Annotated in this window: 19 protein-coding genes; 9 read left to right on the top strand and 10 right to left on the bottom strand. The window is 73.5% G+C overall.

Annotation, left to right across the window (positions count from 1 at the left end; genetic code table 11):
- Nucleotides 1-89 precede the first annotated feature (89 nt).
- From A8711_RS27340 to A8711_RS27330, 3 genes are all read left to right on the top strand, one after another.
- Nucleotides 90-1,454 (top strand): PHB depolymerase family esterase, encoded by a 1,365-nt coding sequence (locus A8711_RS27340; protein ID WP_043324356.1) that lies wholly within the window; start codon nt 90-92, stop codon nt 1,452-1,454.
- A gap of 152 nt (nt 1,455-1,606) precedes the next feature.
- Nucleotides 1,607-1,729: a ribosomal protein bL36 gene (locus A8711_RS27335; protein WP_043324353.1), complete on the top strand. Its 123-nt coding sequence runs from the start codon at nt 1,607-1,609 to the stop codon at nt 1,727-1,729.
- 4 nt (nt 1,730-1,733) lie between these two features.
- Entirely contained in the window at nt 1,734-2,510 is a 777-nt protein-coding gene (locus tag A8711_RS27330) for an SDR family oxidoreductase (RefSeq protein WP_069089785.1), read from the top strand.
- Here the strand turns inward: A8711_RS27330 and A8711_RS27325 are convergent.
- The 4 genes from A8711_RS27325 to A8711_RS27310 all read right to left on the bottom strand — a co-directional run bounded on the left by A8711_RS27325 (nt 2,470) and on the right by A8711_RS27310 (nt 4,953).
- Entirely contained in the window at nt 2,470-3,225 is a 756-nt protein-coding gene (locus tag A8711_RS27325; protein WP_233607657.1) for a glycosyltransferase family 2 protein, read from the bottom strand. The two genes, A8711_RS27330 and A8711_RS27325, sit on opposite strands and share 41 nt — an antisense overlap.
- A 90-nt stretch (nt 3,226-3,315) precedes the next feature.
- Nucleotides 3,316-3,954, bottom strand: a complete 639-nt coding sequence (locus A8711_RS27320) for a YdcF family protein (protein ID WP_069089783.1) — start codon at nt 3,952-3,954, stop codon at nt 3,316-3,318.
- A gap of 16 nt (nt 3,955-3,970) precedes the next feature.
- Nucleotides 3,971-4,240, bottom strand: a complete 270-nt coding sequence (locus A8711_RS27315) for a DUF4873 domain-containing protein (RefSeq protein ID WP_069089782.1) — start codon at nt 4,238-4,240, stop codon at nt 3,971-3,973.
- Nucleotides 4,237-4,953, bottom strand: coding sequence for a TetR family transcriptional regulator (locus A8711_RS27310; RefSeq protein ID WP_030504073.1), 717 nt, complete (start codon nt 4,951-4,953; stop codon nt 4,237-4,239). The genes A8711_RS27315 and A8711_RS27310 overlap by 4 nt, the downstream gene beginning before the upstream one ends.
- A gap of 48 nt (nt 4,954-5,001) precedes the next feature.
- Here A8711_RS27310 and A8711_RS27305 point away from each other — a divergent pair, with 48 nt between their 5' ends.
- On the top strand, nt 5,002-5,892 hold the full coding sequence (locus tag A8711_RS27305) for a diiron oxygenase (protein ID WP_069089781.1): 891 nt from the start codon (nt 5,002-5,004) through the stop codon (nt 5,890-5,892).
- 43 nt (nt 5,893-5,935) lie between these two features.
- Here the strand turns inward: A8711_RS27305 and A8711_RS27300 are convergent, their stop codons facing one another.
- From A8711_RS27300 to A8711_RS27280, 5 genes are all read right to left on the bottom strand, one after another.
- Nucleotides 5,936-7,387, bottom strand: a complete 1,452-nt coding sequence (locus tag A8711_RS27300) for a cellulase family glycosylhydrolase (RefSeq protein WP_043324338.1) — start codon at nt 7,385-7,387, stop codon at nt 5,936-5,938.
- Between the two features lie 138 nt (nt 7,388-7,525).
- The gene (locus tag A8711_RS27295) at nt 7,526-7,816 is read right to left on the bottom strand and encodes a BON domain-containing protein (protein WP_043324334.1); all 291 of its coding nucleotides are present in this window, start codon (nt 7,814-7,816) and stop codon (nt 7,526-7,528) included.
- Nucleotides 7,810-8,376 carry an STAS domain-containing protein gene (locus tag A8711_RS27290; protein ID WP_043324331.1) on the bottom strand — a complete coding sequence of 189 codons (567 nt, stop codon included), beginning with the start codon at nt 8,374-8,376 and terminating at the stop codon, nt 7,810-7,812. Before A8711_RS27290 ends, A8711_RS27295 begins: the two co-directional genes overlap by 7 nt.
- Complete coding sequence (locus A8711_RS27285; protein WP_030504078.1) at nt 8,373-8,684, bottom strand: hypothetical protein; 312 nt, start codon at nt 8,682-8,684, stop codon at nt 8,373-8,375. The genes A8711_RS27290 and A8711_RS27285 overlap by 4 nt, the downstream gene beginning before the upstream one ends.
- A 9-nt stretch (nt 8,685-8,693) precedes the next feature.
- A complete protein-coding gene (locus A8711_RS27280) occupies nt 8,694-9,059 on the bottom strand; it encodes an STAS domain-containing protein (protein WP_043324327.1) in 366 nt (121 codons plus the stop codon).
- A 150-nt stretch (nt 9,060-9,209) separates the two neighbouring features.
- Here A8711_RS27280 and A8711_RS27275 point away from each other — a divergent pair, with 150 nt between their 5' ends.
- The 4 genes from A8711_RS27275 (at nt 9,210) to A8711_RS27260 (ending at nt 12,742) form a co-directional block, all read left to right on the top strand.
- Nucleotides 9,210-9,884: a response regulator transcription factor gene (locus tag A8711_RS27275; RefSeq protein WP_043324324.1), complete on the top strand. Its 675-nt coding sequence runs from the start codon at nt 9,210-9,212 to the stop codon at nt 9,882-9,884.
- Nucleotides 9,881-11,230 (top strand): HAMP domain-containing sensor histidine kinase, encoded by a 1,350-nt coding sequence (locus tag A8711_RS27270; protein WP_043324322.1) that lies wholly within the window; start codon nt 9,881-9,883, stop codon nt 11,228-11,230. The genes A8711_RS27275 and A8711_RS27270 overlap by 4 nt, the downstream gene beginning before the upstream one ends.
- Nucleotides 11,227-11,790, top strand: a complete 564-nt coding sequence (locus A8711_RS27265) for a GerMN domain-containing protein (RefSeq protein WP_064446082.1) — start codon at nt 11,227-11,229, stop codon at nt 11,788-11,790. Before A8711_RS27270 ends, A8711_RS27265 begins: the two co-directional genes overlap by 4 nt.
- A gap of 142 nt (nt 11,791-11,932) precedes the next feature.
- Nucleotides 11,933-12,742, top strand: a complete 810-nt coding sequence (locus tag A8711_RS27260; protein ID WP_069089780.1) for a SigB/SigF/SigG family RNA polymerase sigma factor — start codon at nt 11,933-11,935, stop codon at nt 12,740-12,742.
- Nucleotides 12,743-12,798: 56 nt separating this feature from the next.
- Here the strand turns inward: A8711_RS27260 and A8711_RS27255 are convergent, their stop codons facing one another.
- Nucleotides 12,799-14,796, bottom strand: a complete 1,998-nt coding sequence (locus A8711_RS27255) for a glycosyl hydrolase family 28-related protein (RefSeq protein ID WP_069089779.1) — start codon at nt 14,794-14,796, stop codon at nt 12,799-12,801.
- Between the two features lie 199 nt (nt 14,797-14,995).
- On the opposite strand from A8711_RS27255, the gene A8711_RS27250 reads away from it, so the two are divergent.
- Entirely contained in the window at nt 14,996-15,997 is a 1,002-nt protein-coding gene (locus tag A8711_RS27250) for a LacI family DNA-binding transcriptional regulator (RefSeq protein WP_069089778.1), read from the top strand.
- Nucleotides 15,998-16,068 lie beyond the last annotated feature (71 nt).

The following is a 16,068-nucleotide window of genomic DNA, read 5'->3' as shown; positions in this document are numbered from 1 at the left end:
CGTCTCCGAGGGTCCGGGCCGCCCGTCGCAGGCGCCTCGCCGGCGAGAACGCCGCTCCGTGCGGCGTTCCCACCACCGAGGAGAACAGCATGCTGTCCAGAATGAGCAGACTCCGGCTGCTCGGCGCGGCGCTCGCCGCCGCCGGGCTCGCCGTCGGAGCGGCGCTCGCCGTCCCCGGGCCGGCCTCGGCCGCCGCGCTGACCGAGGTGACGAACTTCGGCACCAACCCGAGCAACCTGCGCATGTACCTGTACGTCCCGGACACCGTCGCGGCCCGTCCCGGGCTGCTCGTGGTGAACCACTACTGCACCGGCAGCGGCCCGGCCATGTACTCCGGCACCCAGTTCGCGTCGCTGGCCGACCGGTACGGCTACATCGTCGTCTACCCGTCGGTGACCCGCAGCAGCAAGTGCTTCGACGTGTCCTCACCGCAGGCGCTGCGCCGCGACGGCGGCAGCGACCCGGTGGGCATCAAGTCCATGGTGGACTACGTGCGGCAGCGCTACCCGGTCGACTCGCAGCGGATCTTCACCACCGGCACCTCGTCCGGCGCGATGATGACGAACGTGCTGCTCGGCGACTACCCGGACGTGTTCCGCGCCGGGGCGGCCTTCGCCGGGGTGCCGTTCGGCTGCTTCGCCACCACGAACGGCTCGGAGTGGAACAGCGAGTGCGCCAACGGCCAGGTGCTGAAGACCCCGCAGCAGTGGGGCGACCTGGTGCGCAACGCCTACCCCGGCTACACCGGCCCGCGTCCGCGGATGCAGATCTGGCACGGCACCAACGACGAGACGCTGCGCTACCCGAACTTCGGCGAGCAGATCGACCAGTGGACGAACGTGCACGGGCTGAGCCAGACGCCCGACTACACGGACAGCCCGCAGTCCGGCTACACCCGGACCCGCTACGGCGGCACCGGCGGCACCGCGACCGTCGAGGCGATCAGCATGCAGGGCGTCACGCACAACCTGCCGGTGGACGCGGCCCAGGCGATCCGCTTCTTCGGCCTGGACACCGTGCCGCCGACCAGCCCGCCGCCCACCACGGCCGTCCCCACCACGCCGCCACCCACCACGCCCCCGCCGACGACGCCCCCGCCCACCACGGCGCCGCCGCCCACGACGCCGCCGCCGTCGGGGGCCTGCCGGGTCGGGTACGTGGTGAACGCCTGGAACAACGGCCTCACCGCCTCGGTGACGATCACCAACACGTCCACCACGGCGATAAACGGCTGGAGCCTCGCGTTCACGCTGCCGGGCGGCCAGACGATCACCGGCGGCTGGAACGCCACCTACAGCCCCACCAGCGGCGCGGTGACCGCCCGCAACGTCTCCTACAACCCGGTGATCGCACCGGGCGGCTCGGTGGACATCGGCTTCCAGGCCACCCACACCGGCAACGCCGGTAAACCCGGCTCGTTCACGCTCAACGGAAGCCCCTGCACGGCCGCCTGATCCGCACGCCAGTACGCCGAGGTGGCGGCATCCCGGACACGGTGATGCCGCCACCTCGGCGAAGCGGTGGCGATCACGCGGGACCGGGCATGAGCACCGCCGCGGCGGGTACCCGTACCGGACGGACACCGGCGGGAACCGAAGGAGCGGATATGAAGGTCCGAAGCTCCCTGCGCGCACTCAAGCGCAAGGCCGACTCGATAGTGGTCCGGCGCCGGGGCAAGCTGTTCGTGCTGAACAAGTCCGACCGGCGGCAGAAGGCCCGGCAGGGCTGAGCCGGTGGCGGACATCCTGATCACCGGGGCCGGCAGCGGGCTCGGCCGGGGCGCGGCGCTCGGGCTGGCCCGCGCCGGCCACCACGTGATCGCCGCGGCACAGATCTGGCCGCAGGTCCGCGAGCTGCGCGCCGAGGCCGAACGGGCCGGCGTCGCGCTGGACGCGATCAAGCTGGACGTCACCGACCCGGCCGACCGGGCCGCGGCCGCCCGCCACCGTGTCGACATCCTGGTGCTCAACGCGGGCCTGCAGGAGGCCGGCGCGGTGGTGGAGATCCCGATGGAGCGGGTCCGCCGCTCGTTCGACGTGAACGTCTTCGGCCACCTGCACCTGGCACAGGACCTCGTGCCGCCGATGCTGGCCCGGGGCGCCGRCAAGGTGGTCTGGGTGTCCTCGGCGGTCGGCGTACGAACCCGGCCGTTCATCGGCGTCTACGCCGCCACCAAACACGCGATCGAGGCGCTCGCCTGGGCCATGAAGGGCGAGCTGGAACCGCGCGGCGTGCGCGTCGCGGTGATCAACCCGGGCCCGTACCGGACCGGCTACAACGACACCGGCGTGGAGACCATGTCCCAGTGGTGGGACGAGTCCACCGCGCTGCTGCCGCGCCCTGACTTCGGCGACTACCTGGGCCACCAGCGCGACCCCCAGGAGCTGATCGACGAGATGGTCCGCGCGGTGCCCGCCGACGACGGTCACCCGTACCGCACCACGTGCCCGCCGTCGCTGCGCGAGCAGCTCAGGGAGTTCGAGTCGCAGGTGTGGGACGCGACGTCGTGACGGCGGTGTCCGGGATGCGCTCCGGGTGGGCACCGCCGGTCAGCCGGGCCGCGGCGAAGCCGACCAGCGGACGGTAGATGCGCACCGAGTCGGCAAGCGCGGAGAAGTGCGAACCCGCGTTGTCCGCGTGGTAGCGGGTGGCGATGTCCACCTGTTCGACCGGCAGCCCGGCGCCCACCGCGCGCAGCAGCACGTCCATCTCGTACTCGAAGCGGTCGCCGGGGACGGTGACCAGCCAGTCCAGCAGCCCGGCCGGGTACGCCCGCAGCCCGGTCTGGGTGTCCCGCACGTCCCGGCCGGTCGCCAGCCGGAACGCGACCCGGGTCGCGGCGTTGCCGAACCGGCTGCGGGCCGGCACCTCGCCGTCGAAGCGGCGCACGCCGAGCGTCATCGCGCCGGTGGCGCGCATCCGCCCGGCCACCCGGCACACGTCCTCCACGCGGTGCTGACCGTCGGCGTCCACACAGGTCACGTCGTGTCCCGGGTGGCGCGTGGCGGCGTACCGGAAACCGGTGCGCAGCACCACGCCCTTGCCCCGGTTGACCCGGCGGCGCAGCACCTCGGCGCCCCGGTCGCGGGCCGCGCGCAGCACCCCGGCGGCGGCCGGGCCGCTGCCGTCGTCCACGACCAGCACCCGCGCCCCGGGCAGCGCGGCCCGCAGGTCGGTGACCAGCGGCGGAAGCCGGTCACCCGGCCGGTACACGGGCACGAGCACGATCACTGGACCTCCCGGGGTGGACTCGCCCGCCGGCACGGTCCGCCGGGTCGATCGAGGAGCGTCGTACCCCGGGCCCGCGACCGCGAATCACCGCCGGGGCGTGAGGCGTCCGATCCGGTCGGCCGCGCGGCTCAGCGCGCGCTCGCGGCGCAGCGACGCCTCCGGGGTACGCACACCGAGATAGCCGAGCCGGCTGAGCGCCCGGACCGCCCGCTCACGCCGGGCCGGCACCGGTTCGGGCGCGGTCACCGGCACGTCGGCCAGCGCCGGGCCGGACAGGCCGAGCACGCGCGCGGCGAGCAGCCGGACGCGGGGCAGGTGCCACGGGTGCGTGACCAGCCCGAGCGGGCGCCGCGCGGTGAACTCGGCCGCGCCGAGCAGCCCGTCCTGCACCGTGTGCGCCAGGTTCTGCAGCGTGGTGCGGGACCGGGTCTCGGCCGCCGACCGGGCGTACGCGTCGAGGCCGGCCTCGCGCGCCAGCGCCCGCATCAGCTCGCCCTCCCGGAATCCGGGCGGCGGACCGGGCGCCCCGGCCGGGCCGTGCGGCCAGCCGCCGGTGAACACGACCCGGGCGCCGGGCGCGCGGCGGAACTCCTCGGCGTGCGCGCGGACGTACGCCACCGCGGCCTCGGTGCGCGCGACGCTCTCGGCGGTGAGCCGGTAGCCGTCGTCGCCGGCCACCACGCCACGGCCGAAGACCAGCAGCACGGTGGCGGTCGGTGTCATCCCCTCACCGTACGTGTCACTCCTCCTCGGGGGGCCAGGGAGGCGTGCCGACGCCGGTGATGCGCACCCCGCCCCACGGGTCCACCTCGGTGAGCCGGGCCCGGGTGACGCGCTCGCCGATGCGGATCTCCACGTCGCGGCGGCCGGAGCGCAGCAGCCGCACCAGGCGTGGCTCCGGCTCGACGCGCCCGGCCCAGTGGTAGCGGCCGTCGACCGGCTCGAACCGGCCGCCGGCGTGCAGCCGTACCCGGGTGCCGGCGATCTCGGCCGTGCCCTGCCAGGTCACCTGTCGATCCGTTCGTGCGCGCGGGTCAGCTCCGGCGGCAGGTCCGCGCCCCGGCGGACCCCCTCGATGCCGCTCCACAGCAGCGTGGTCAGGTACTCGGTGAGCGCGGACCGGTGGATCGGCTGCCCGTGCGTGGTCCACCAGTCGCCGACCGCCTGCACGAACCCGACCAGCCCGTACGCCCACGGCTCGGCCGGCCCGGCGTCGAGGCCGAGCGCGCGCAGCCGGTCGCCGATGACCCGGGCCAGCCCGGTGGCCACCTGCCGGCTGGTGCCGGCGACCACCTGCTGGATGCCGGGATGGCCGGACTCGTGCACCAGGAACCGGTAGAGCGAGGGCTCGAACTCCACCACGCTCAGGTACGCGTCGATCGTCGCCTCGACCAGCGCCCGCTCCTCGCGGACCTGCTCCACGGCGGGCGCGACGGCGGCCACCACGCGCGCCGCGACCACCTCGCTGACCGCGAGCCAGAGCTGCGCCTTGTCGGCGAAGTAGCGGTAGAGCACCGGTTTGCTGACCCCGGCGGTGGCCGCGACCTGGTCCATGTCGACGTTCGGGCCGTGCCGCAGCAGCGCCTGCACGGCGGCGGCGATCAGTTCCTGGCGGCGCTGTTCGCGGTGCTCCGCCCAGCGGTCACGCCGCCCTCCGGACCGTGGCGGGGACGGCTCCGGCGAGGGGTCGGGGCCATTGACATCGGTGGTGGTGCGTCGCATGCTACCACTCGTAACAGTTACTGGAAGTTACGTCAATATGGAGGGGTCATGGCCGGATTCCCGCGCGAGGCGGTAGCCGCCCGCCTCCTCACCGCCTCCGTGCGTACCAGCTACGACCCCCTGGTGGACGTCGACTGGTCGGCGCCGCCAGTGCCCGGCGCGTACTGGCTGCCGCCGTCGCGCAGCAGCCTCTACGGCACGCCACTGTGGGACGGGCTGACCGAGGAGCAGCGGGTCGAGCTGACCAAGCACGAGGTGGCCAGCGCCGCCAGCGCCGGGATCTGGTTCGAGACGATCCTCATGCAGATGCTGATCCGGCACTACTACGACGCGGATCCGACCAGCCGGCACGCCCAGTACGCGCTGACCGAGGTCGCCGACGAGTGCCGGCACTCCATCATGTTCGGCCGGCTCATCGAGGCCACCGGCGCGCCCGTCTACCGCGCCGAGCCCGTCGACCACCTGCTCGGGCGCTGGCTCAAGGCCACCGCCACCGGCCCGCAGATGTACGCGGCCATCCTGATCGCCGAGGAGATCCTCGACTCGTTCCAGCGCGAGATCATGGCCGACGAGTCGTTGCAGCCGCTGATCCGGATGGTGTCGCGCATCCACGTGGTGGAGGAGGCCCGGCACGTGCGCTTCGCCCGCGACGAGCTGGCCCGGCAGGTGGAGGCGGCCGGGCCGGTCGCGCTCACGTACGCGCGGCTGGTGATCGGGCGGGCCGCGTACTCGATCACGCGGCGGCTGGTGCACCCGTGGGCGTACGCGTCGGTCGGGATCGACCCGGCGGCCGGTCACGCCGCGGCGCGGGCCAACCCGCACTGGCGGGCCACGCTGCGCTGGTCGGCGCAGCGGATCGCCGAGCATCTGACCGAACTGGGTCTGGTGGCCGGGCCGGGCCGGCTGCTGTGGCGCCGGGCCGGGTTGATCGAGGGCTGACCGGCGGCGACCCGAAGGGGAAGGATCGCCGCCGGCCGCCCGGTCAGGAGGTCGGGAAGTTGTCGGGGGTGCGGATCCGGTCGCGCATGTACGCGCCGGACTGCGTCAGCACCGACGTCCCGCTGAACGAGCCGGACGCGCACGTGCCCGGCCGCAGCGCGGCCGAACCCTCGGGGGCGTCGGAGAACGTCCAGTTGGCGTAGCTGATCTTCAGCCGGTCGAGCAGGTCGAGCCAGGCGTTGCTGCTGGCGACGTCGACGGCGCCGTCGCCGGTGTAGGTGACGGTGCCGAACTCGGTGACGAACAGCGGCAGCCGGGAGGCGGCCCGCTGCACCTCGTTGCGGTAGTTGTCCTGGTGCGAGGCGGCGTAGAAGTGGAACGTGTACATGATGTTCTGCGCCCGCACCGGGTTGTTCACGATCTCGTCGGAGTTGCTGCCGTCGGACACGCCCAGCGAGGACCAGCCGCGGGTGCCGACGATGATCACCGCGTCCGGGTCGTTGGCCCGGATCACCGGGATGACCTGCTCGGCGTAGTTGCGGATGGTGGACCAGCTGACCCCGTTGGGCTCGTTGGTGATCTCGTAGATCACGTTCTTCTTGGCCGCGTTGCGCGCCGACACGTTGGCGAAGAACGTCTTGGCCCGGTCCAGGTTGTACATCGGGTCACCGGGGGTCAGCGTGTGGAAGTCGATGAGCGCGTACATGCCCCGGGCCTCGGCCTTGTCCACGAGCGTGTTCACCTGGGCGGTGAAGCCGGCCGGGTTGGTCTCGTAGCCCTGCTCCTGCACGTACATCGAGATGCGCAGCAGGTCCGCCTGCCACTCGTCGGCCAGCACGTCGAGCGAGGTGTCGGTGTAGCAGTTGGCGAACCACTGCAGGCCGTGGGTGCTCATGCCGCGCAGCTGGATCGGCCGTCCGTACTGGTTGCAGAGGTTGACCCCGCAGACCTGGAGCTGGCCGTTGATCGCGACCGGGGTGGTGCCGGTCGGCGGCGGCGTCGTGGGCGGGGGAGTGGTCGGCGGCGGGGGCGTGCTGGGCGGCGGGGTGCTCGGCGGGGGCGTGCCGGTGCCGCCGGTGCAGACCGTGCCGTTGAGCGTGAACGAGGTGGGGTTCGGGTTCGACCCGGTCCAGGAGCCGTTGAAGCCCACAGTGGTGCTCGCGCCGGTGCCGAGCGCGCCGTTGTAGTCCGCGCTGCGCGCGGTGACCGAGGAGCCGCTCTGCTGCCAGGTGGCCGACCAGCCCTGCACCACGCGCTGGCCCCCGTCGGGGAAGGTGAAGCCCAGCGTCCAGTTGCTCACCGGGTCGCCGAGGTTCTTCACCGCGACGGTGGCGGTGAAGCCCCCGGGCCACGAGTTGGTGGTGTAGGTGACGGCACAGCCGGTCGCGGCCATCGCGTTCGGCGACGGCAGGACGGCCGTCGCGGCCAGGGCGAGCGCGCCGACCGCGCCGCCGACGAGCAGGTGCCGCCGGGACGGGCGGGGAATCGAGAACATACGGGAAGGTCCCATCGCTTGATGGTGATCGGACGGTGCCCGTCGTGAACCTGCCCGGAAAGCCCGACGCGGCGGCCTGGGGGAGCGCTCCCAGGGCGAGCGTAGAGGCGGATGTCGATCCGTGCAACAGCCGGTGGCTCAGCGGCCGCCGCGCCGCCCACCGTAGAGCCGCAGCGCGTTGCAGACGTCGAACACGCCCGGCACGTCCCAGGCCAGCTCGGCGGCGACCAGGCGGGTTTCCGGATCGGCCACCAGGCCGGCGAGGATCACCACCCGGTTCTGCACGGTGACGGTGATCTGCTGCCGCCGGGTGGTCCAGTCGGCGCTGAGCCGCTGGGCGACGAGCGAGGCGAGCCGGGTGTCCGCGTCGTCGGGCTCCGGCTCACGGCCGGTGTACGGGAACTCGGGGTACGGCCAGGGCATCACCACGGGGAGGGCTCCTTCTGTTCGGTCATGACCGCGCGCCGGGACGCGGATCCCGGCGCCGGGGCGCGGCCGTCGACGACTGTGAAGACGCCGTCGAGCCGCATCGTGTGCAGCACGGTGAGCACGAAGCGCGACGGCGAGAGCAGGCACAGCCGGCGGCCGTCGCGCCGGGCGTCCTGGTGCGCGCGCACCAGCAGGCCGAGCCCGGCCGAGTCGATCACCTCGAGCGCGGACAGGTCGACCAGTTCGCGGTCGCCGCGCACGGAGCGTTCCGCGAGCGCCCGGCGTACCGCCTCGGCGGGATCGACGTCGGCGGCGGCCGGGGTGCCAGCCACCTGCTCCAGGTCCTCGGTGCCCAGGCCGTCCTCGGCGACCGTAGCCCGAACGCTGCACCGGGGGCAGTGGTGCGGGCCGGACGCGAAGGGCGAGCCGACCCAGTCGTGCTCGAACACGAGCGTCCACACCACCTCGGCGTCGGGCAGCGTCGCGCCCGCGCCGGTGACGCTGTCGCCGCAGCCGTCGCAGATGAGCATCATCAGGTGGTCCGCGGGGACGACTGTCACACCTCCTCCTTCCGTCGGGCGCCCGGATCGGGCGCCTGCCGGTCCGCGCCCGTGCCGCCCGCCGTCACCACCGCCAGCACGACCGCCACGGCCGCGAACGCGGTCTGCGTCACCAGGGACAGCAGCGGCGAGGCGTCGGGGCGGCGGTCCACCAGCCCGACCACGATCGCGCCGAGCAGCGCGGCGGCCACGCCGAGCGCCAGCGTCAGCCAGACCGGGACGGCCTTGCGTCCCGGCACGACGAGCCGGCCCACGCCACCGACGGCGAGACCCACCACGAGTGCTCCGACGAGCGTGCTTCCGGTCACGGCCCCTCCTCAGCGGGGTGCGGACGCGACCCGGGCCCGGCCGCGCGCGGCCGGACGGGGCGTGTCGACGACGGGTACGGCGCCCAGCCCGGAGGTCTGCAGGATGCGCCGGATCCGTGGGTGCGGGTTGCTCAGCGTGAGCACGCCGTCCTGCCGCGCCAGCCGCCGGTGCACGTCCAGCAGCAGCGCGACCGCGGCGGCGTCCACATGTCGGCACCCGGCGAGGTCGATCGTCAGCTCGCGGGGGCGCAGCGCGAGGATGCGGTCCAGCACGTGCGCGACCTCGGGCAGCCCGGCGAGGTCCAGTTCGTCGGTGATATCCACCCGCACGTGCGGCACGGCGGACTCCGGCGGGGACGGCAGGGTAGCGGGCATCAGGTCGCTTCCGTGGCGGGTTCAGTGTCGATCCCCACTCTGCGCAGCGATCTTGGAGGTCCCCGGACGGTTGTATGACGGTTCGATGACAAAAACCACGAACGGCCCACGCGGTTGGGCTACCCGTGCCGGGCCGGTCATGATGCCCATATGACGGCCGTACTGGTGATCGAGGACGACGACCGCATCCGGCTCGCGCTGCAGCTCGCCCTGGAGGAGGAGGGCTACGAGGCGTACGGCGCCCCGACCGCGGAGGACGGGCTGCGACGGCAGCGGGAGAAGCCGTCCGACTACGTGCTCGTCGACCTGATGCTGCCCGGCATGAACGGGTTCGACTGCATCCGCCAGCTGCGCCGCGACGACGACGTGCCGGTCGTGGTGATCAGCGCCCGCGACGACACCCACGACATCGTCGCCGCGCTGGAGGCCGGCGCCGACGACTACGTGGTCAAGCCGGTCGCGATCAAGGAGCTGTCGGCCCGGCTGCGGGCGCTGCGCCGGCGGGTCCGCACCGTGTCCGGGCCCGCCCCCGCCCAGTTCTTCGGCGAGCTGGAGATCAGCGCCGAGGCCGGCGAGGTGCGCCGCTCCGGACGGCCGGTCCCGGTCACCCGCACCGAGTTCCGGCTGCTCTGCGAGCTGGCCGAGCACGCCGGCCGGGTGCTGTCCCGCCAGCAGCTGCTCAGCCGGGTCTGGGGCTACGAGACCGGCGACGAGCGGCTCGTCGACGTGCACGTCGGCCGGCTGCGGCAGAAGATCGAGTCGGACCCGGCGAACCCCCGCCACCTGGTCACCCTCCGCGGCCTCGGCTACAAGCTGCAGCGATGACCCGTCCCGGACTGCGCGCCCGCGTCACCGCGGCGTTCGCCGTCGGCGCGTTGCTGCTGTCCGCGCTGATGGCCCTCTTCTCGTATGACCTGACCCGGCGCTCGCTGCTCGACGAGCGGGAGCGCACCGCGGTGCGGGCCGCCTACTACGACGCGGCGGTGGTCCGCTCCGGCCTGGACACCGGCACGCCGGACGTGGTGGCGGTGCTGCGCTCGCTCGACACCGGCAGCGCCCGCCGCCCGCTGCTGCACCTGCCCGACGGCTGGTACGCCCGCACCGCCGACGTGGGCGCCAGCTCCGTGCCGGTGGAGTTGCAGCGCATGGTCGCCGACGGCAAGCCCGCGGTGCAGCGGATCCGCCTCGACGGGCAGCCCGCGCTGCTGGTCGGCGTGCCGCTGCCCGGCGCGCTCGGCTACTACGAGCTGACCTCGCTGCGGGAGGTCGAGGAGACGTTCCAGGTGGTGGGCCTGGCGCTGATCGCCGTGGCGATCATGGTGGCCGGGGCGGGCGCGGCGCTCGGCTGGTACGCCACCCGGCACAGCCTGCGGCCACTGACAGCGGTCGCCGACGCGGCGGAGCGGATCGCGGGCGGGGACTTCGCCACCCGGCTCGATCCGACCACCGACCCCGACCTCACCCGCCTGTCCAGCTCGTTCAACGAGATGGTCGACAAGCTGGTGCACCGCATCGAGCGGGACCGGCGCTTCGCCGCCGACGTGAGCCACGAGCTGCGCTCGCCGTTGCAGACGCTGGCCGCGGCGGCGAGCGTGCTGCACCGCCGCCGCGAGCACCAGGACGAACGCACCGCCACCGCCGCCGGCCTGGTGGCCGACGAGGTGACCCGGTTCCAGCGCCTCGTCGACGACCTGATCCAGCTGGCCCGCACCGAGCAGCCGGCGCACCGCGAGACGGTCGACGTGGTGGAGCTGGCCCGGGCCGCCTGCCGGGAACGATCGCTGCCGGAGAGCCTGGTGCAGGTGGCAGGCGACGTCCCGCACGAGTGGTGGGTCGACCGGCGCCGGTTCGCGCAGACGCTGCTGAACCTGGTGGAGAACGCCGAGCGCTACGGCGGCGGCCCGGTCGCCGTACGCCTGGGCGGGGGCGACGGCGTGGGCGTGCTGGAGGTCGACGACGACGGACCGGGCGTGCCGCCGGGCGACCGGGAGATCATCTTCGACCGGTTCGTGCGGGGCCGGGCGGCGCACGACCGCGCCGGCACCGACGGCACCGGACTCGGCCTCGCCCTGGTGGCGCAGCACGCCGACGCGCACGGCGGGTCGGCGCGGGTGCTGGACCGCGCGCCCGGCGCCCGTTTCCGGGTCGAGCTGCCCGGAGCGCTCCGGTGAGCCGGCGGCGGCTCGCGCCCGCCCTGCTCGCCGTGGCGCTGCTCGCCGGCTGCGGGGTGCCGGTGGACGACGAGCCCCGGCTCGTGCAGACGCCGCCCGGGGCCTTCCCGACGCCTGCGGTGTCCTCGACCGCCGACGGGGACGGGCGGGTGGACGAGCCGTTCTGCTTCGTCCGGGACGACGGCCTGGTCGTGGTCAACCGCCGGGTGGACGGGCTGCCCGGGGTGGACACGCACCTGCAGCACCTGCTGGCCGGTCCCGGTCCGGGGGAGCGCCGCCAGGGGCTGTCCACGGCGCTGCCGGGCACGGTGGCGGTGGCCGGGGCCACGCTGGCCGGCACCGTGGCGACAGTCGACGTGCGCCAGGCCGGTGAGGAGACCGGCCGCAACGACGAGGTGCTGGCCTTCGGGCAGATCGTGTGCAGCCTCACTCAGCGACCGGACGTGTACAGCGTCGCGTTCCGCCGCGGCGGGCAGCCGCTGGAGGTGCCACGCGCGGACGGAAGCCTCTCGGTGCTGCCGCTCACCGCTGCCGACTACCGCCCGTTGATGCCACGCTGATCGTCGTTGCTCGCCTCTATGTCCGGATATGACACTAAATCTCCATCGTCCGTTCGGTTGATTTGGCCATGGCCTTTGGTCTAGTGTGGCTGGCACGACCGGTGTGGGAGGCCACCCGTTCTCCGAGGACAGGAAGGGCAGCATGACCACGATGACCATGGCATCGACCGCGACCGAGGTGCAGCGCGCGCCGCAGACCGGCGAGGAGTCCCGTGCCAGCGAGCTGATCGCGGCGCTCGCCAAGCTGCCCGCCGGCCACCCGCAGCGGGCCGCCCTGCGCAACCAGGTCATCGAGGCGTGGCTGCCGCTGGCGAACCACCTGGCCGCCCGCTACAGCGGGCGCGGCGAGCCGGCCGGCGACCTCGCGCAGACCGCGGCGCTGGGCCTGATCAAGGCGGTGGACCGGTTCGACGCCTCGCGCGGCGTCGACTTCGCCGGCTTCGCCATCCCGACGATCCTCGGCGAGATCAAGCGGCACTTCCGCGACCGCACCTGGAACATCCGGGTTCCGCGCCGCCTGCAGGAGCTGCGGCTGCGCATCTCCGAGGCGAACAGCACGCTGACCCAGACGCTCAACCGGGCACCGACCGTCGCCGACATCGCCACCCACCTCGACGTCACCGAGGAAGAGGTGCTCGAAGGCCTGGAAGGCGCCCGCGCCTACAACGCGGTGTCGCTGTCCACCCCGATCGGCGACGGCGACAGCGCCACCGAGCTGGGCGACACCCTCGGCGCCGAGGACAACGAGTACGAGCTGGCCGAGCTGCGCGCCTCCCTCGGCCCGGCGCTGGCCACGCTCGACGAGCGGGAGCAGAAGATCCTCACGCTGCGCTTCTACGGCAACCTGACCCAGAGCGAGATCGCGGCCCGGGTCGGTGTCTCCCAGATGCACGTGTCGCGGCTGCTCGCCCGCGCCCTGACCAAGCTGCGCGGCCAGCTCACCGAGGCCTGAGCCACACACGTACCGCGACCCCCGCCGGCCCGTGACGGCGGGGGTCGCGTCGTGTGTCACCAGCGCGACGGCGGTGGCGGCGGCACCAGCGGCGGACGGTCGTCGCAGGTGATGGTGTTCGGCAGCAGCCACGGGGCCAGCCAGCCGCCGTCGTTGCCGCCGAGGTCGGTCAGGGCGAACTCCGACCCGGCCGGGGTGAAGTGGAACGACCCGCAGTTGTTCACGCCGACCGCGCCCACGTTGCGGGCGTCGACGTTCGCGAAGCTCGCCCCGCCCGCCGTACGCGCGCTGACCACCGACGTCCCGGCGCCGTCGACCCGGATGTCCCGGAAGCGGACGTTGTCGATTCGGACGCTGTCCTTCACCGGCCAGTCGCTGACCAGCATGATCGCGTTGTAGGTGCTGTCCAGGTACGCGTCGCCGCTGACCAGGATGTCCGCGTCGATGCTGCGGTCCAGCGCGTAGAACCAGATCGCGCCGAGGCCGATGTTCCAGTTCAGGTCGTACGTGCCGGCCCGGACCGTGGTGTTGCCGGTGATCCGCAGGCGGCCGGTGAACGGCTCCGCCCCGAAGCGGGAGCCCACCTGGATCGCGCTGCCCTCGCGTACCGGGTCGGCGACCAGGTTGTGCGCGACGGTCAGGTCCGCGCCGCCGTACAGCGCGATGCCGTTGGCGAGCACCGGCGACTGCACCGTGTTGTACGCGAACGTGTTCGACGCGTTCGCCGTGCCCTCCGACCACATGGCGAGGGCGTCGTCGCCGCTGTTGCGGACCACCGAGTTCGTCACCGAGGAGCGGGTGACGCCGGTGTGGAAGTTCAGCCCGTCGGCGATCTGGTCGGCGATCACGGTGTTGGTGACCCGCAGCCCGGTCATCGGCCCGTCGAACCACATGCCGACCTTCGTGTGGTGCAGGTAGAGGCCGTCGATCGTGCTGTGGCTGAGCGCCCCGCCGATGGCGTTCACCTGGTCGGTGTCGATCCGCTCGCGTACGTCGCCCTCGATCGCGAAGCCGGACAGGTGCACGTCGCTGCTGCCGCCGTCGGCGGCGTCGCGGCCGTAGAAGCCGACGCCGGTGTGCCGGGAGCCGTCGGGCGCGGGCGTGTCCAGCGTGACCTCGCGTCCCCGCACGATCGTGTACCAGCTGCCCGCACCGGCGATCGTCACGTCGTCCACGACGATGTGCCGGTTGACCTGGTAGGTGCCGGGCGGCAGGTAGAGCGGGCGGTCCACCCGCCGCGCGTACGCGACGGCCCGGTCGAGGGCGTCTGCGGACTCCCGCCGGCCGGTCGGGTCGGCGCCGAAGGACAGCGCGTTCACCGCGCGGGGGACCACGCGCGGCGGCGCGACCAGGTGCGCGTCCACCAGGTCGATCACCGTCCACGCGGCGGCGGTGCCGCGCGGCGCGGTCAGCCGGACCACCTCACCGGCCCGATGGGTACGGCCGAGCAGCAGCCGCTGCTCGTCGTAGAAGTGGTGCGGCCGGAACGGCTTGCTGATCACCGGCGCGGGCGTGGTGGCCGCCGGCACGCAGGAGCACTCGGTGATCCACCAGTCCGGGTGCAGCAGGTCGGCGCCGGGGTCGTTGGTGAACGGGTACTGGTTGTAGAGCCAGGCGTACTGCGAGGTCAGCGTCATGGTGCGGGCGGGCGCGTGCCCGACGGACACCCGCAGCGGCGCGGTGATCCCGCCGCCGCCCGGCGCGTCCGGGATGCTGTAGCGCACGGTCAGCGCGTTCGTGGGCCGGGGGAGCGTGAGTTCGACGTGCTGGCCGGGCAGCAGGCGCACGGCGCGGCGGCCGGACGCCTCACCGGCGAGTGTGTACGCCGACCGGTCCGGCCCGATCACGGTGCCGGTGGTCCGGCCGTGTTCCGCCTCCTGCTCGACGTAGTCCACAGTCGCACCGCGACCGGCGACGAGCGCGGGGTCCAGCCCGGCGCGCGTCACCACGGGGGCCGGTCCGCGCGGCGGGCCGGCCGTGGCGGCGCCGGGCGGTACGAGCAGGGCGGCGGCGGCGAGCGCCGCCGCGAGGATCCTCGGCACGCTCCGCGACATCGGAGCACCCACTTTCTCGGGGGACGGGTGGCCTCGGCGGCGCAGGCCATCGACAAGGGCCCTCATGTTATTCCGGTGTTCTGCTGCCTTTCAAGCATCAATCTGCTCGTATCTTTCGGACGTCTTGTCGCCCGTCTTGGCAAGAACCGGCCCGTCCGGCTGTTCATTTCTTGCAAGAATCCGACGTACGATTGCCGCCGTGACGAAGCGCCTGACCGAGGTGGCCCGCAAGGCGGGCGTCAGCGAGGCGACGGTGAGCCGGGTGCTCAACGGCCGCGGCGGCGTGTCCGAGGCGACCCGGACCGCCGTGCTGACCGCCCTCGACGTGCTCGGCTACGAGCGCCCGAGCAAGCTGCGCGGCGAACGCGCCCGCCTGGTCGGCCTGGTGCTGCCGGAGTTGCAGAACCCGATCTTCCCGGCGCTGGCCGAGGTGGTCACCGGCAGCCTCGCGCAGCGCGGCTTCACCCCGGCGTTGTGCGCCCGCACCATCGGCGGCGTACCGGAGTCCGGGTACGTGGAGATGCTGCTCGACCACCAGGTCAGCGGCGTCATCTTCGCCGGTGGCTCGTACGCGCTCGTCGACGCCTCGCACGAGCACTACCGGCGCCTCACCGACCGAGGCCTGCCGGTGGTGCTGGTGAACGCCGGCGTCGAGGAGCTGGGTTTCCCGCGCGTGTCCACCGACGACGCGGTCGCCGTCGAGCAGGCGTACGGCCACCTGCGCTCGCTCGGCCACGACCGGATCGGCATGGTGCTCGGCCCGGCCGACCACGTGCCCTCGCGCCGCAAGCTCGACGCCATGGTCCGGGCCGCCGGGTGGGGCGAGGACCGGTCCATGGTGGAGCGGTCGAGCTTCTCCATGGAGGGCGCGCGGGTCGCCGCCACGAAGCTGATCGAGCGCGGCGCGACCGGCATCGTCTGCGCCAGCGACGTGCTCGCGCTGGGCACCATCCGGGCCGCCCGGCGTCTGGGCTGCGCGGTGCCGGCCGACGTCTCGGTGGTCGGCTTCGACGACTCGGCGTTCATGACCTGCACCGACCCGCCGCTGACCACGGTGCGCCAGCCGATCGAGACCATGGGCCAGGCCGCCGTGGACCTGCTGGTGACCCAGATCGAGGGCGCCGGGGTGCTGCACGACGAGCTGCTGTTCGAGCCCGAGCTGGTGGTACGCGGCTCCACCGCCCCCGCCCCCCGCCGCTGACCCCGGGGCCCACGCCGCCCCCACGCCGCTCCCCCACGCCGCCTCACCCCACCCCACCGCATCCGTCGATC

Source organism: Micromonospora sp. II (assembly GCF_001709195.1).
Taxonomy (GTDB): domain Bacteria; phylum Actinomycetota; class Actinomycetes; order Mycobacteriales; family Micromonosporaceae; genus Micromonospora; species Micromonospora chalcea.
The sequence above is the reverse complement of the archived record's forward strand: the minus strand, read 5'-3'. Positions and strand labels throughout refer to the sequence as shown.